Raw genomic sequence first — 14,665 nt, 5'->3', positions numbered from 1 at the left:
GTGTTCACCCGTGTGACGAACGCGACCCAGACGCTCAACGCGCAGAACAACCTGCAGGCGAGCCTGCAGCGGCAGGCAGCGCTCTACGATCAGGCGACCAGCAGGCGTCTCATCACCAAGCCGTCGGACGACCCGACGGCCACGGCGAGTGCTCTCAGCGTGCGCTCCGACCAGGCGGCCAACGCGCAGTACGCCCGCAACGCCGACAACGGCGACGCCTGGCTCAGCACGGCCGACTCCACCCTCACCTCCGTCGAGGCGATCATGCGCAGGGTGCGCGACCTCACGGTGCAGGGCTCCAACGACGGCGCGCTGTCGCCCGAGGCGAAGGAGTCCGTCGCCACCGAACTCGACGGCCTGAAGAAGAGCTTGCTGTCACTGGCGAACACTACATACCTCGGACGGAATGTGTTCGCAGGCAACTCGAACGCCGGTGTCGCCTTCCAGCCCGACTACTCGTTCACCGGCGTCGCCGGGAGTACAGTCGATCGCAGAGTCGGCCCGGACACGACCGTCCGCGTCGACTCTGACGGGTCCGCGGTGTTCGGCGTCGGCGCATCCTCGGTGTTCGCACTCATCGACAACACCGTGAGCGATCTGCGCACGGGAGTGAACACGGGACCGCGGCTCGGGGAGATCGACGATCGGATGAAGGCCATCGTGGGAGAACACGCGGAGATCGGCGGGCGCCAGACCCGCATCGACAAGGCGAAGGACACGCTCGCCCTCAGCTCCACCTCGCTTGAGAGCCAGCGCTCCAGCATCGAGGACGTCGACCTCAGCAAGGTTCTCCTCGACCTGAAGACGCAGGATGTGAACTACCAGACCGCGATCGCCGTCACGGCCCGCGTGCTGCAGCCGACGCTGATGGACTTCCTCCGATGAGCGCCGTCAGCTTCATCGCACCGCCTCCCGGTCTGGAGCCGCTCGTCGACTTCGAGCTCACCGCCGTCGCCGGCGCGGAGGGCCTGTACACGCTTCAGGCGTCGGAACGCCCGGAGATCCGCCTGTTCACGATCGACGCGGCCAGGCACCTGCCCGGGTACTCGCCGGAGCTGCCGGACGACAGGGCGGCCGACCTCGGCGTCACCACGGCCGAGGAGGTGCTGGCGCTCGTCGTCGTCACGCCGTCGCGCGACGGCAGCACGGTGAACCTCGCGGCTCCCGTGCTGGTCAACCGCGCGACGGGCGCCGGGCTGCAGCTCGTGCTCGACGACGATGTGTTCCCCGTGCAGGCCGAACTCGCGGCCCTCGCGGGCGCCTGAGCCCTCCCCAGCGCGCTCCCCGCTACTTGGCGGGTGGGCAGGGCACGGTCTTGCCCATCGCCTCTGTCATCTGCGCCTCCGACCAGGGGAGACCTGCGACGACCTTCGCGCCCTTCGCCTTCGCTGGCGCCTTGGAGGCGATCGACGCGAGCCGCTGCGCCAGATATTGCGCGAACGCCGGCCCTGGCGTCGAGTTGTTGAGGGCGACGACGATCGTGAGCCCGGACGACGGGTCGCTGTACATCGCCGACAGGTAGCCGGGCATCGCACCCGCGCTGCCGCGCAGGGGACCCAGGATCTGCATCCCGAGCCCGTACTTCTGCCAGTCGGAGCCGTTCGGGACGGCGGCGGCCTGCGCCTTCGCCGACTTCTCCGACAGCAGGGAGCCCGTCGCGAGCGCCTGCACGTACGCCTTCAGGTCTGGAACGTTCGAGACCACACCGGATGCGGTCCAGCCCATCGAGTTCGAAAGCTGCGTCACATCCCGCATCGGGTCGCACACCACAGCCCCTGCCGCGTCGATGCCCACGGAATAGCCGGCCGGATGGGCGCCGGGCACGGTGAGCTGCGACGGGCCGGGGTAAGAGCTGGACTGCATCCCGAGCTTGGAGAAGATGTAGCTGGAGTAGAGGTCCTGCCAGCTCTTGCCCGTGGCGTTCTCGAGGGCCATGCCGAGCAGGACGAAGTTGGTCGACGAGACCCCGAGCTTTTCGCCCGGTTTGCCGAACGGCTGGGTGGCGAGGCCGTCGCTGGCGAGTTCGAGCGCCGGCCACTGCCTGGTGGGGTTGTTGAGGAAGATCGCGTTGAGCTGGCCCTGGTAGTCGCCGATGCCGGAGGTGTTCTGGCACAGTTCGCGCAGAGTGACGCCGTCGACCCCGACCATGCCAGGAAGCCACTTGGTGAGCGCGTCATCCAGCTCGACCTTGCCGGCGTCGACCAGCGAGAGCAGCACGCTGCACGTCATCGGCATCGTGTTCTGCGCGACACGGAACGTCATGTCGGCGGTGACCGGGGTCGAGCCCTTCAGCGTCGTGGTTCCCAGGCCCGCCGTCCAACTGCCCGCCCACGGCGCCCAGACACCGACCATCGCACCGGATGCGCCCGCCTGCTTCATCGCGTCCGTCAGGGCCGCCTTGAGCTTGCCGGAGACGTCGGACGAGAAGCCGCCGGACACCTGCTGCGGAAGGTCGGAGGTCGCGCCCGCGTTGGGCGTGCACGCCGTGAGGATGAGGGCCAGAGCGCTCGCCACAGCGACGACGGTGAACCGTCTCGCCCCGCTCGCTCGTCGCCGCATCTGCCATCCCCCGATGGATCGTTGTCCCTGGTCCAAGGATTCTAACCGCTGATGGGGGAGGGTCCGTGCAGCATACGATCGAGGGATGCAGAGCTTTCCGCCTGAGGTCGTCGACGCCGTCCTCCGCCACATGAACAGCGACCACACGGACGACAACCTCGTGATCGTTCGCGCCAACGGCGCGCCGGACGCCGCGGCCGCCACGATGACGACCCTGGATGCGGACGGCGGGGTGTGGAGCGTCGGCACGGCCGATTCCGCCCAGGAGAGCGAGCTGCGCATCCCGTGGCCGATCCCCGTGGCGGAGCGCGCGGACATCCGGAAAGCCGTCGTCCTGCTCTACCGTTCGGCGTGTCGCGCGCTCGGCATCGAGCCGCGCTCCGAATAGGGCGACCAATCCGTTCCTCCGCACCCTCCGAACACGTGGATGAGGCGCAGCCACAGCCGCGCCGCCCACTAGGAGGAACGAAATGCGCACATCACCCAACCGCCTGGTCGCGACGATCTTCGGCGCTGTCTATCTCGTCGTCGGCCTGCTCGGCTTCGCTTACACCGGAGGCGTCGGTTTCGTCGCCACCAAGGGCGGGCTCATCCTCGGCATCTTCGAGGTCAACCCGCTGCACAACATCGCCCACCTGCTGATCGGCGCTGCACTGCTCATCGCCGGACTCACCAGGGTGGCGGCCGCGAAAGCTGTGAACACGACGGTCGGCGCGGTGTACCTGCTGCTCGGCATCGTCGGCTTCTTCCTGGTCGGCACCGGGGCGAACATCCTCGCTCTGAACACGCCGGACCACTTCCTCCACCTCGTGAGCGCGATCGTGCTCCTCGGTGTCGGTCTCGGCGCCGAGAAGACCGTGCGCTCATCCTCGGCCGTCGCCTGACCGACGCGTCACGGTGAGCACCATGACCGGGGTAGCTGTGGGGGAGGCCACGGGTGTGCCCGTTTCGGCGGTCACCCGCGCCTGGCTCGCCGTGGCGGCGCTGGGGGCCGGGCTGCTGCACGCAGCGCTGGCCGCCAGTGCACCCCTCCCGGCCGCGATCGTCCTCGCGACGTTCGCGGCCGCGGAGCTCGGGTGGGCGGTCGCGGTCTTCCTCCGCGACCGTCCGCCCTTCTTCCGCGCGGCACTTGTCGCCGCGCTCGTGCCTGTGGGGGCGTGGGCGGTCGTCGCGACCGTCGGGGCGACCTCGGAGGCCGGGACGATCCTGGCGCTGTCTCCGTTGCCGCTCGGGGTGGCCGCGCTGCTCGACGTGGCGGTCGCCGGCACGATCGCCGTGGTGCTGCGCCGCGCCAGGCCCGTCGCCGCCAACGCAGGTGCGCTGCGCTTCGTGCTGGCCCTGCTGTTGAGCGCTGCGGCCGTCTGCGCGGTCACCATTCCCGCCCTCGGGCTCACGGATGCGGGTGTCGCCGCAGTGGATGTGCATCTCCAGCACGCGGGCCATCACTGATCCGGGTGGCGTTCCCCCTGGTCGCTGCCATACACTTAGGGCACCCTTCGTTAGGTAACCCTAACTCCTAACGATCACCCGACCGGCTGGAGCATCGTGGCAGCAATCATCCCCTTCTCCCAGGCACTCCGTGAGCGGACCAGGACCGATCACGGCTCCAGCGAGGGCGCCGGCTTCATGCAGGACCTGATGTCGGGGAAGGGCAGCCGCGACGACTACATCGCGCTCGTCGCCCAGCACTACTTCATCTACGACGCCCTGGAGGCGGTCGCGGCGCGGATGGCCGCCGATCCGGTCGCCGCGGCGTTCATCACGCCGAAGCTGACGCGCCTGCCGGCCATCGAGGCCGACCTGGCGTTCCTGCTCGGCGACGACTGGCGCGACCAGATCGCCCCGCTGCCGACGACGATCCGGTACGTTGCGCGCATCCACGAGGTCGGTCAGGACTGGCCGGGCGGTTTCATCGCACACCACTACACGCGCTACCTCGGTGACCTGTCCGGCGGGCAGATCATCCGCACGCTGATGCAGCGCCAGTTCGGCTTCGAGACGAACGGCGTCGGCTTCTACCTGTTCGCCGAGATCGCGAAGCCGCGCGAGTTCAAGGACGTCTACCGTGCCCAGCTCGACGCTGTCGACTGGGACGACGCCGAACGCGACCGCGTCATCGACGAGGTCATCCGCGCCTACGCCTTCAACACGGCCCTCTTCGAGGACCTGGCCGCCGCCAAGCTCGCCGCCTGACCCGCGCGCCGCGCCCGCCGCTCCGCCCCGTCGCCGCCACCCGTCGCCAGGGCACGACTCGTGCCATCCGCGCCGATTCGTGCGCGAAACCGCACGAAAGCGCGCGTTTCGCACGAACCGTTACCCCACCTCCGCGCGACGACTCGTGCCTTCCGCGCGGATTCGTGCACGAAGGCGCACGTTTCGCACGAGTCGTGCGGCCGATGCGCGGCGCGTCAGCGGCGCGTCAGCGGCGCGTCAGCTTGAACGAGCCGGTGCCGAAGCGCACCGTCGACCCGGGGTCGACCTCGTGCCGCGTGTTCGGGTCGCAGGCGTACGCCCCGTCGCCGGGGTAGACGATCGTGGTGCCGTTCGCCGAGCCGAGGTCGAGCACCCAGAAGATCCCGTCGTACTGCCCGAACGCCAGATGCGCCCGCGAGATCGACTTGGCGTCGTCCTCCACCGTGATCAGCTCTGCGTGCGCGGGGTCGTCCAGTTCGGTCCCCGGCGTGTGGGCGGCAGGGTTGCGCCCGATCACACCGTTCCCGCTCGTCTCCACATGCTGCCCGTCACTGAAGTCGAGCACGAAGGTCACCGCCATGTCAGTCTCCTGTCGCGTGAGTTCCACCGGATGCGCGCCTCAGCCCTCCCTGGGCCGCGTGCGCATGAAACGTTCGACGTCCGCATCCACCATGATGTCGCTCGGCCGCAACGGTCGCGACAGGTACAGGCCGTCCAGAGACGTGATGCGGCTGAGCGCCACGTAGGTCTGACCGGGGCTGAACGCCCGCTGCCCGAGATCGACCACCGCGGAGTCGTACGTCTTGCCCTGCGACTTGTGGATGGTGACCGCCCACGCCAGCCGCAGCGGGAACTGCGTGAACTCGGCCACGACGTCTTTGGTGAGCTTCTTGGTGGCGGGGGAGTACGAGTACTTGAACTTCTCCCAGATCGCCGGTTCGACCTCGTGGATCTCGCCGTCCACCTCCACGTAGACGTTGGAGTCGATGCGGGTGACCGTGCCGATGGTGCCGTTGACCCAGCGCGGGCCCTCCCCGCCCTGGCCGGCATCGTTGCGGAGGAACATCACTTGCGCGCCGACCTTCAGTTCCAGCGTCTCGTCCGCCGGGTATGTGCGCCCGCCGAAGTCGCCGCTGACCTCCGCCTTCGCGGTGAGCGCCCGGCCGGGCAGCCGGCGCAGCGCCTCCGCGTTGATGCGGTTGACCGCGTCGTTTCGGGTGGCCAGCGTGATCGTGCCGTCATCCGGCGCGGGCCGCGCGCCCATCTCGTTGAGCCGGTCGGCGATCTCCTTGGTCACCTGGCCGTGGCGCACGGCGTTGAGCATGTATTTGAAGTCGGACTCGTGCTGGCGGTGAACCTCGACCAGCTCCACGATCTTGAGGTCTGCTTCCTCCCACACCTTGGCGTCGAAGAACCACATCGACCGGTAGGTGTCGCCGAAGTATGCGCGCTCCTCCGGGTCACCTGGCACCGGCGCGAGCTGGTACGGGTCGCCGAACAGCACCACCTGAACGCCGCCGAACGGCTCCTTGTTGCGTTGCCTGGCCTGGCGCAGGCTGCGGTCGACCGCATCCATCAGGTCGGCGTTGACCATCGAGACCTCGTCGATCACGAGCGTATCGATGCTGTTCAGCAGCTTGCGCAGTTCGGCGCTCTGCTCGATGTCGTGGTCGGCGATGACCCCGATCGGCAGCCGGAACAGCGAGTGGATGGTCTGCCCGCCGACGTTCAGTGCAGCGACCCCGGTCGGCGCGGAGATGACCAGCGACTTCTCGGTGTTCCACGACAGATGGTTGAGCAGCGTCGACTTGCCCGTGCCGGCGCGGCCGGTGACGAAGACGTGCTCGCGGGTGTGCTCGATCAGCTCGAACACTCGCTGTTGTTCGGGCGTGAGGGAGAGTCGGCCCATCCGAATCCCTTCCGTCGCGCGACCTGCCGAACTACTCTAACGCGGCTGTGGGCTCGGGCGACGGTTCTCCACAGGCCCATAGGATGGCGGCATGAGTGGGGATGATTCGGGCAGCGCACCGTCGCACCCGCTCGCCGCACTCAGCCCCCGGATGCGCGTGGTGCTGCTCTGGTCGGGCGTCGCCGTTCTGCTCGTGCTCGCGTTCGTCGCGGCGGTCGGAGCTGTGCAGCGCGCCTTCTACAGCCCGGCCGGTTTCGCCACGTCGTACGTGCAGTCGCTCGCGTCCAAGGACGTGCGCGCCGCGCTGGCGATGCCGGGCGCGAACCCGACCCCCGCATCCCTCGTGAAGCAGGGGCTGCCCGGCAATCCGTCGCGCGAGCTGCTCCGACCGGATGTGCTCCCCCACCTCACCGGCATCCGGGTCGTCGGCGACGACCTCCTGGCGTCCGGAGACCACCTGGTCGAGGTCGCCGCTCTCTCCAACGGGCGCCCGGTGACCGCGAAGTTCACCGTCCGCCAGACCGGTTCCGTGCTCGGCGTGCTGCCGCTCTGGGAGTTCGCGAAGACGCCCCTGACCGTCGCGCGCATCCAGGTGCAGCACGCGGACACGTTCACGCTCGCCGGCCACACCCTCGAACCGCGGGCGGCCGAGAAGCAGCCGGCAGACGCGTTCTCCGTCTCCGCCGACTATCTGATGTTCGCGCCGTCCGACTACACGCTCGGCCACAGCTCGCGCTACCTCACGACCACGCCGGTGACGTTCGCCGCTGCGGCCGGCCAGCGGGTGCAGGTGGCAGTGGATGCGCAACCCGACGCCGCATTCGTCAGCGTCGTGACGAAGCAACTCCACGACTTCCTCGACGACTGCGCCAAGCAGCAGGTGCTGCAACCGGCAGGCTGCCCGTTCGGCGCGGTCATCGACGACAGGGTGCAGGGCCTGCCTGCCTGGGCGATCGCGAACTACCCGGACGTGAGCATCCAGGCGGGCGAGACCGGCTGGGTGGTGCCGCGCGCCGCCGGCGTTGCGCACCTCTCCGTGACGGTGCAGTCGCTGTTCGACGGCACGGTGTCCCAGAGGGAGACGGACGAGCCGTTCGCGCTCTCGGTGTCTAAGATCACCCTGCGCGAGAACGGCGGGATCGACCTGGTGGTGGCGGAGTAGGAGAGCACCCTCGGCGATCCGACTCTCGTGAGCGGGCTCGCGAAGGAACTCTGAGCGCCCTTACCGCGCAACCCCGTCCCGCGACGCCAGCTTCTGCAGGCGCTCGTTGTATGCGTTGAGCTCTGCCTCGCCCGTCCGGTCGGCGTTGCGGTCGCGGCGTTTGGTCTCGCGGTCGTCGCTGCGGCTCCACTGGATGGCCACCACGATGGCCAGGATCACGGTGGGGATCTCGCCGACGCTCCAGGCGATGCCGCCGCCCGTCTGCTGGTCGACGAGGGGACTGTCGCCCCAGGTGCGGCCCATCGAGCCGAACCAGTCGGCGAGGAGGAGGCCGGTGCTCTGCATGATCGAGAGGCCGAAGAAGGCGTGGAAGGCCATGGTGCCGAGCAGCAGCAGGAGGCGGAACGGGTACGGCAGGCGGTATTTGACCGGGTCGATGCCGATGAGGGACTGCACGAAGAGGTAGCCGGTGATGAGGAAGTGGATGATCATCCACTCGTGGCCGATGTGGTCGGTGGTCGCCCAGCGGAACAGCGGCGTGTAGTAGAACGCCCAGAGCGACCCGGCGAACAGCGCGGCGGCGACCAGCGGGTTGGAGATGACGTTCGCGAAGCGGGAGTGCACCGCCAGCAGGATCCACTCACGGCCACCGCGCGAGCCGTCCGTGCGCTTGCGGATGGAGCGCAGCGCCAGGGTCACCGGCGCGCCGGGGACGAGCAGCAGCGGCACCATCATCGTGAGCACCATGTGGGCGAGCATGTGCGTGGAGAAGAGGTACTTCTCGTACACGTTCACACCACCGGAGGTGATGTAGAACAGCAGCGCGATGCCGAGGATCCAGAACACCGTGCGGTGGATGGGCCACGTGTCGCCGCGCTTGCGCATCCGCCACACGCCGGCGAGGTAGAAGAAGATCGCGAAGCCGCAGGCGAGCACCCAGAGCAGGTCGAAGTTCCACATCGTGAACAGGCGGCCCCAGGTGAGCTCGGGCGGCAGCTTCTCCCCGGTGAGGATCTGGGCGGGCGTCGGCGCGGCTCCGAGCTTCTCAGCCACGGGCGTCGCGGTGCGGGCGAGCGCGGCGGCGACGCCGGACGCGATGCCCATGAACGCGAGCTCGGCCGTCACGATCCACCAGAACGTGCTGCGCTTGCCTCCCGCTTTCAGCTTGCCGATCAGGATGCGCCGCTGCATCACGCCGAAGACGCCCAGCGCTCCGAGGGCGGCCACCTTGACCAGCACGAGGATGCCGTACGGCGTCGCGAGCTGCGCGAGGGTGCCGACGCGGAGCTCGGCGTTCACGTAGCCGGAGGCCGCCACGACGATGAACGCGATCAGCGCGAGCGACGAGTACCGCTCGAGGACGGGAACGAGGCGTCCGCCTTCGAGGCTGCGCCGTGCGACGATCAGGGCCACCAGCCCGCCGAGCCAGATCGCCGCGAACAGCACGTGCAGACCGAACGAGGTGACCGCAGCGTCGTGACCGGCCGCATCCGCACTGTGGCCCTGCTGCGCCATCGGGATGATGGATGCGATCGCCAGCGCGGTGACGAACACGAGCGCCGTGTGGTTGCGCACGGCGAAGCAGAGCACCGTGACGGCCGCGGCGATCAGGGTGATGCCCAGCCAGGCCTGGCCGATGGAGACGCTGGTGACGAACGAGCTGAGCCCGTTGCTGAACGCCTCGTCGAACGACCACGGCACGTTCGAGACGCTGACGAAGGTGAACAGCCCTGTGGCCGCGCTCGCCACCGTCATGACGGCGGCCGAACCGGCGGCGAAGTCGAGGGACTTGCCGAACTCGTCCTTCTGCGGGCTGAACGCGAAGCAGGCGAGAACGAGGGCGCCGATCGTGCCGGCGGCGCTCAGGTTCACGATCAGGGTCGACGCCGGCAGGCCCCAGCGCACGAGCGCGCCCGGGTCGGCCAGGAGGGGCGCAGCAGCGCCTCCGCCGAACGCGAGAGCCGCGATCATCGAGATGATCGCGGCGATCAGCAGGACGGCGGGGCCGATGATGCGGGCGATTCGGGGCACCGGACAAGCCTACGTCCCGCCCGCTGAAAGGCCGCACACAGCAGTGGATGCGCGGCCCCGCTCATCGAGTGGTCCCGACGTGCCGTGCCCGCATCCGTCGCCGCGGCAATTCGGGACCATTCGGTGAGGGTTAACGCGACGAGGGCGGCGCCGCAACGCGGCACCGCCCTCGATCAAGCCGGTGAGACTACTTGACGGCAGCCTTGAGCTTCGAGCCAGCGGTCAGCTTGACGCGGTGGCCGGCCGGGATGTTGATCTCGGCGCCGGTCTGCGGGTTGCGGCCCGTGCGAGCAGCGGTCTCGGTGCGCTCTGCAGCGAGCCAGCCCGGGATGGTGACCTTGCCACCGTTGGCGACGGTCTCCGCGATGGTGGCGAAGAATGCGTCGAGCACGCCACCGACGGCAGCCTGGCTCTGACCCGACGATGCGGCGACGGCGGCAACGAGCTCGGTCTTGTTCAGCGACTTGTCAGCCATTGAGTGTCCTCCTCGGACCTTGTGCTGGATATACAGCTTCTTTATGGAACGGTTGAGGCCAAGCCTGGCCGTTACGTTTGGTCGGTTGACCGCCTCGAATGTATCAGAAACCCGCGGAAACACGCGGATTCTCGGCGTTTTTCACAAACTCTGGAGCAGATGAGCAGCCGAGAGGACCGCATCCAGGTGCCGGAGGGACGACGAAGGGGTGCCCGGCCGAAGCCGGACACCCCTTCGAGGATGCTTTCGCGCTGGTTACCAGCTCGACTTGGTGATGCCGGGCAGCTCGCCACGGTGCGCCATGTCGCGGAAGCGGACACGCGAGATGCCGAACTTGCTGAGGTTTCCGCGGGGACGGCCGTCGACGGCGTCGCGGTTGCGAACGCGGATCGGCGATGCGTCGCGCGGGATCCTCTGCAGACCCTGGCGGGCCGCTTCGCGCGACTCGTCGGTGCCGTTGGGGTCGATCAGGGCCTTCTTGAGCTCGAGACGACGTGCCGCATAGCGGTCAACGATCACCTTGCGCTGCTCGTTCTTGGCGATCTTGGACTTCTTAGCCATGTGTTTAGCGCTCCTCTCGGAAGTCGACGTGCTTGCGCACTACGGGGTCGTACTTCTTGAGCACGAGACGGTCAGGGTCGTTGCGGCGGTTCTTCTTGGTCACGTAGGTGTAACCGGTTCCAGCCGTCGAACGAAGCTTGATGATCGGACGAACGTCCTGCTGCTTTGCCATTAGATCTTCTCCCCACGGGCCAGGAGGTCCTTGACCACGGACTCGATGCCACGGGCGTCGATGACCTTGATGCCCTTGGCGCTCAGGGTCAGCGTGACGTTACGGCGAAGCGACGGCACGTAGTACGTCTTCTTCTGAATGTTCGGGTCGAAACGACGCTTGGTGCGTCGGTGCGAGTGCGAGATGTTGTGTCCGAAGCCGGGAACGGCTCCAGTCACCTGGCACACTGCTGCCATTGTCTTTTCTCCAATACCGCGGAGCCGAATGCTCCGCCCAAGGTCACTTGTCGGCACGGTTGACCCTCGAAATCCGGGGATGTGAGGGTTTACGTACGATCTGAGCGGGAGAGGCCCACTCAGCCAAACATCAATACTACGCGACGTGGGCCGATCCCGCCAATCCGCGGCGGGACGCCTCGTGCGCGAAGCGCGGTGACGAGGCGTGTGACCGCGCGTTCCGCACGACTCGTGCCCCGGTCAGGCGACGCGCGAGCAGGTGGCGCAGAGGCCGAAGATGTCGACGACGTGCTGCGGTTGCGTGAAGCCGTGGGATGCGGCGGCCGCCTGAGCCCACTGCTCGACGGCGTCTGCCTCGATCTCCACGGTGAGGCCGCAGTTGCGGCAGATCAGGTGGTGATGGTGCCCCGTGGTGCACGCGCGGTACAGCGCTTCGCCCTCCGGCGACTGCAGCGAGTCGGCTTCGCCCTCTGAGGCGAGGTCGGCGAGCGCGCGGTACACGGTGGCGAGGCCGATGGGGGAGCCCGTCTCGTGCAGGCTGAGGTGGAGTCCCTGCGCGCTGATGAAGCCCTCCGTCGAGGTCAGTGCCTCTCGGACGGCTTCGCGCTGCCAGGTGTTCCGCTTCACGAACCCAGGCTAGCCGTTCCTGCTCACGAGTCGCCGTGAACCCTGACGACCGCCGACGAGGCGGCAGACCACGTAGATGACGAACGAGATGGTGGTCACGTACGGGCTGATCGGCAGGGCGCTGCCGAGGGCGAGCATGATGCCGCCGACGACGGAGACCAGCGCGAAGCCCACGCTCAGCAGCGGCACGGCGAGCGGAGACGACGAGATGCGCATCGCGGCGGCGGCCGGGGTCACCAGCAGCGAAAGCACGAGCAGCGCGCCCACGATCTGCACGGACACGGCGACGGCGAGGCCGAGCAGCACCATGAACGCCAGGGCGACGAACCGCACGGGCACCCCGCGGGAGGCGGCGACGTCCGCATCCAGGCTGTCGAAGCTCAGCGGGCGCCAGATGAGGAGCAGCCCGATCAGCACGACGGCTCCGATGCCGAGCAGCCAGCCGAGCTGCGGGTCGTCCACCGACACGATCTGCCCGGTGAGCAGCCCGAACTTGTTGGCACTCCTGCCCGGGTAGAGCGCGAGGAACAGGATGCCGAGGCCGAGGCCGAACGGCATCAGCACGGCGATGATCGAATTCCTGTCCCTGGCTTTCGCCCCGAGCAGGCCGATCAACACGGCCGCGATGAGCGATCCCGCCACCGAGCCGACTACCACGTTCGCGCCGAACAGGAGTGCCGCGGCAGCGCCGGCGAACGAGAGCTCGCTGATTCCGTGCACGGCGAACGCCATGTCGCGCTGCATCACGAACACGCCGATCAGGCCGCCGACGACGCCGAGCACGGCCCCGGCGAAGATCGAGTTCTTCACCAGGGCGAGCAGCTCGCCGTAATTGGCGAAGTCGAAGAGCTGCGACCACAGGTCGGTGCTGGATGCGAGGTGCGCGATCATGCCGCAGGCTCCGGATGCGCGGAGTGCCCGTGATGGTGGTGGTCGTGGGTCTCGGCGTCCGGGATGCCGACCACGACGATGCGCCCTCGGCTGCGGATCACGTCGATCGGGGTGCCGTAGAGGTCGGTGAGCACGTCGCTGCGCAGTACCTCGTCCGGTGTGCCCTCGCGGAACCGGCCGCCGGCCAGGTAGAGGACTTTGTCGACCATCCCGAGCACCGGGTTCACGTCGTGGGTGACGAACACCACGGCACTGTCGTGGTCGCGCCTGCGCCTGTCGATCAGTTCGCTGACGCCGCGCTGGTGCTGCAGGTCGAGGGAGAGGAGCGGTTCGTCGCAGAGCAGAAGGGCCGGGTCTCCCGCGAGCGCCTGGGCGACGCGAAGTCGCTGCTGCTCGCCGCCGGAGAGGCTGCCGACCGGCACGTTCGCGTAGCGTCGCGCCCCGACGGAGTCGATCAACCGCTCGACCTGCGCCGTGTCCGCCCTGGTGGGGATCGGGAGGCCCCAGCGGTGCCCGTTGACGCCGAGGGCGACGAGGTCGCGGGCGCGCATCGGGGTGCCGGCAGCGATGAGCTTCTGCTGCGGGATGTAGCCGATGCGCCGGTCGCCGCGCCGCACGGGATGCCCGTCGAACTCGATCGAGCCGGAGTCGAGCTGCTGCTGGCCGAGGATCGTCTTCAACAGACTGGTCTTCCCCGACCCGTTCGGGCCGAGCACGGCGACGAACTCACCGGCGTGCACATCGAGGTCGAGCCCGCTCCACAGGGTGCGGTCGCCGAAGCCGAGGTTCGCATCCCGGAGCCGCAGCACGACAGGCCGATGGTCGGGGGAGGGGACGCGCTCCAGCGGCTCGACCGCGTCCGCGGTCATTCTCCGAGGGCCTTGGCCACGGCGTCGACGTTGCTCGTCATCCAGCTCATGTAGTCCTTGCCTGCCGGCAGGGTCTCCGTCACGGGGACGACGGGCACGCCTGCGCTCTTCGCTGCGGCCAGGACCTTCTCGGTCTCCGGTCCGCTCGTCTGCTCATTGTAGGCAAACACCTTCACGGCGTTGTCGCTGAACAGGTGCAGCATCTCGTTGAGGACGGAGGGCGAGACGTCAGTGCCCTCCTCGATCGCGGAGCTGAACGCCTCCGGCGTCTTGTTGATGAGGCCGATCGCGTCGAGCAGGTAGAGCGGAACGGGCTCGGTGATGGCGGCCCCCTCTCCCGCGTACTTCTGTTTGAGGTCGGCCGTGCGCTGCTCGAGCCCTGTCAGGTCTGCCGTGAAGGCCGCGGCGTTCTTGGTGAACGCGGACGCCTGCGACGGGTCGGCCTTGGACAGCGCATCCACCAGCTTGCCTGTGAACTTCTGGATGGTCGGGAAGTCGTACCAGACGTGCTCGTTGAGGTGGTCGCCGGCGGTGGCCTTCTTGCCGGAGATGTCGACGACGTTGAGCACGGTGGCCTTGTCGCCCGCAGACTTCCGCAGGGTGTCCATGAAGTCGTCGTACCCTCCGCCGTTCTCGATGATGATGTCGGCTTTGGAGACGGCGAGCTGGTTCTGCGCGCTGGCCTCGAACGAGTGCGGGTCCTGCGCGGGGTTGTCCATGAGCGAGGTGACGTCGACCGCGTCTCCCGCGATGGTCTTGGCGATGTCGCCGTAGACGTTGGTGCTGGCGACGACGGAGACCGTTCCGCTGGAGTCCGCGGTGTCTCCCGAGGCGCCCGCCGAGCATCCGGTGAGGGCGATGGCGGTGACGATGGGGATGGTGAGAAGCGTGGCGATGGTGCGCGACTTCATAAAGGGCCTGTCTAATTCGCTGTCCAATGGATGCGCCGCCTTCCGGCACCCCAAAACCGTAACGCTTAT

At 68.2% G+C, this 14,665-nt stretch carries 19 protein-coding genes; 7 read left to right on the top strand and 12 right to left on the bottom strand.

Features of this window, described 5'->3' with window-relative positions:
- Both flgL and fliW read left to right on the top strand, forming a co-directional pair.
- Positions 1 to 885, top strand: coding sequence for a flagellar hook-associated protein FlgL (gene flgL / locus ACYVGI_RS14255; RefSeq protein WP_460633252.1), 885 nt, complete (start codon positions 1 to 3; stop codon positions 883 to 885).
- Complete coding sequence (gene fliW, locus ACYVGI_RS14250) at positions 882 to 1,265, top strand: flagellar assembly protein FliW (protein WP_460633251.1); 384 nt, start codon at positions 882 to 884, stop codon at positions 1,263 to 1,265. Before flgL ends, fliW begins: the two co-directional genes overlap by 4 nt.
- Positions 1,266 to 1,287: 22 nt before the next feature.
- Here fliW and ACYVGI_RS14245 read toward each other — a convergent pair whose 3' ends face one another.
- Entirely contained in the window at positions 1,288 to 2,559 is a 1,272-nt protein-coding gene (locus tag ACYVGI_RS14245; RefSeq protein WP_460633250.1) for a serine hydrolase domain-containing protein, read from the bottom strand.
- A gap of 85 nt (positions 2,560 to 2,644) precedes the next feature.
- On the opposite strand from ACYVGI_RS14245, the gene ACYVGI_RS14240 reads away from it, so the two are divergent.
- The 4 genes from ACYVGI_RS14240 to ACYVGI_RS14225 all read left to right on the top strand — a co-directional run bounded on the left by ACYVGI_RS14240 (position 2,645) and on the right by ACYVGI_RS14225 (position 4,752).
- The gene (locus ACYVGI_RS14240; RefSeq protein WP_460633249.1) at positions 2,645 to 2,947 is read left to right on the top strand and encodes a DUF2470 domain-containing protein; all 303 of its coding nucleotides are present in this window, start codon (positions 2,645 to 2,647) and stop codon (positions 2,945 to 2,947) included.
- Positions 2,948 to 3,029: 82 nt separating this feature from the next.
- Positions 3,030 to 3,443 carry a DUF4383 domain-containing protein gene (locus ACYVGI_RS14235; protein WP_055897345.1) on the top strand — a complete coding sequence of 138 codons (414 nt, stop codon included), beginning with the start codon at positions 3,030 to 3,032 and terminating at the stop codon, positions 3,441 to 3,443.
- A gap of 22 nt (positions 3,444 to 3,465) precedes the next feature.
- Positions 3,466 to 4,008 carry a hypothetical protein gene (locus tag ACYVGI_RS14230; protein WP_460633248.1) on the top strand — a complete coding sequence of 181 codons (543 nt, stop codon included), beginning with the start codon at positions 3,466 to 3,468 and terminating at the stop codon, positions 4,006 to 4,008.
- 96 nt (positions 4,009 to 4,104) lie between these two features.
- On the top strand, positions 4,105 to 4,752 hold the full coding sequence (locus ACYVGI_RS14225) for a biliverdin-producing heme oxygenase (protein WP_055897342.1): 648 nt from the start codon (positions 4,105 to 4,107) through the stop codon (positions 4,750 to 4,752).
- A gap of 226 nt (positions 4,753 to 4,978) precedes the next feature.
- On the opposite strand, the gene ACYVGI_RS14220 is transcribed toward ACYVGI_RS14225, so the two are convergent.
- Together ACYVGI_RS14220 and ACYVGI_RS14215 are read right to left on the bottom strand one after the other, a co-directional pair.
- Positions 4,979 to 5,332 (bottom strand): FHA domain-containing protein, encoded by a 354-nt coding sequence (locus ACYVGI_RS14220; RefSeq protein ID WP_460633247.1) that lies wholly within the window; start codon positions 5,330 to 5,332, stop codon positions 4,979 to 4,981.
- Positions 5,333 to 5,371: 39 nt separating this feature from the next.
- Positions 5,372 to 6,661, bottom strand: a complete 1,290-nt coding sequence (locus tag ACYVGI_RS14215; RefSeq protein ID WP_460633246.1) for an ATP-dependent DNA helicase — start codon at positions 6,659 to 6,661, stop codon at positions 5,372 to 5,374.
- Between the two features lie 91 nt (positions 6,662 to 6,752).
- Here ACYVGI_RS14215 and ACYVGI_RS14210 point away from each other — a divergent pair, with 91 nt between their 5' ends.
- The gene (locus tag ACYVGI_RS14210) at positions 6,753 to 7,823 is read left to right on the top strand and encodes a hypothetical protein (RefSeq protein WP_460633245.1); all 1,071 of its coding nucleotides are present in this window, start codon (positions 6,753 to 6,755) and stop codon (positions 7,821 to 7,823) included.
- A 60-nt stretch (positions 7,824 to 7,883) separates the two neighbouring features.
- Here the strand turns inward: ACYVGI_RS14210 and ACYVGI_RS14205 are convergent, their stop codons facing one another.
- The 9 genes from ACYVGI_RS14205 to ACYVGI_RS14165 form a co-directional block, all read right to left on the bottom strand.
- Complete coding sequence (locus ACYVGI_RS14205; RefSeq protein WP_460633412.1) at positions 7,884 to 9,794, bottom strand: cytochrome c oxidase assembly protein; 1,911 nt, start codon at positions 9,792 to 9,794, stop codon at positions 7,884 to 7,886.
- Between the two features lie 247 nt (positions 9,795 to 10,041).
- Positions 10,042 to 10,329, bottom strand: a complete 288-nt coding sequence (locus ACYVGI_RS14200; RefSeq protein WP_055897324.1) for an HU family DNA-binding protein — start codon at positions 10,327 to 10,329, stop codon at positions 10,042 to 10,044.
- Positions 10,330 to 10,584: 255 nt separating this feature from the next.
- Entirely contained in the window at positions 10,585 to 10,890 is a 306-nt protein-coding gene (gene rpsN / locus ACYVGI_RS14195; RefSeq protein WP_055897321.1) for a 30S ribosomal protein S14, read from the bottom strand.
- A 4-nt stretch (positions 10,891 to 10,894) separates the two neighbouring features.
- Positions 10,895 to 11,062 carry a 50S ribosomal protein L33 gene (gene rpmG, locus ACYVGI_RS14190; protein WP_027692168.1) on the bottom strand — a complete coding sequence of 56 codons (168 nt, stop codon included), beginning with the start codon at positions 11,060 to 11,062 and terminating at the stop codon, positions 10,895 to 10,897.
- Positions 11,062 to 11,298, bottom strand: a complete 237-nt coding sequence (gene rpmB, locus ACYVGI_RS14185) for a 50S ribosomal protein L28 (protein ID WP_018188988.1) — start codon at positions 11,296 to 11,298, stop codon at positions 11,062 to 11,064. Before rpmB ends, rpmG begins: the two co-directional genes overlap by 1 nt.
- A 240-nt stretch (positions 11,299 to 11,538) precedes the next feature.
- Positions 11,539 to 11,925 (bottom strand): Fur family transcriptional regulator, encoded by a 387-nt coding sequence (locus ACYVGI_RS14180; protein ID WP_055897318.1) that lies wholly within the window; start codon positions 11,923 to 11,925, stop codon positions 11,539 to 11,541.
- A 9-nt stretch (positions 11,926 to 11,934) separates the two neighbouring features.
- Entirely contained in the window at positions 11,935 to 12,816 is an 882-nt protein-coding gene (locus tag ACYVGI_RS14175; RefSeq protein WP_460633244.1) for a metal ABC transporter permease, read from the bottom strand.
- Positions 12,813 to 13,685: a metal ABC transporter ATP-binding protein gene (locus tag ACYVGI_RS14170; protein ID WP_460633243.1), complete on the bottom strand. Its 873-nt coding sequence runs from the start codon at positions 13,683 to 13,685 to the stop codon at positions 12,813 to 12,815. The genes ACYVGI_RS14175 and ACYVGI_RS14170 overlap by 4 nt, the downstream gene beginning before the upstream one ends.
- Positions 13,682 to 14,596, bottom strand: a complete 915-nt coding sequence (locus ACYVGI_RS14165) for a metal ABC transporter solute-binding protein, Zn/Mn family (protein ID WP_460633242.1) — start codon at positions 14,594 to 14,596, stop codon at positions 13,682 to 13,684. Before ACYVGI_RS14165 ends, ACYVGI_RS14170 begins: the two co-directional genes overlap by 4 nt.
- Positions 14,597 to 14,665: the final 69 nt, after the last annotated feature.

The sequence above is a fragment of the Leifsonia lichenia genome, assembly GCF_054780215.1.
This window is presented reverse-complemented; position numbering and strand designations above follow the sequence as displayed.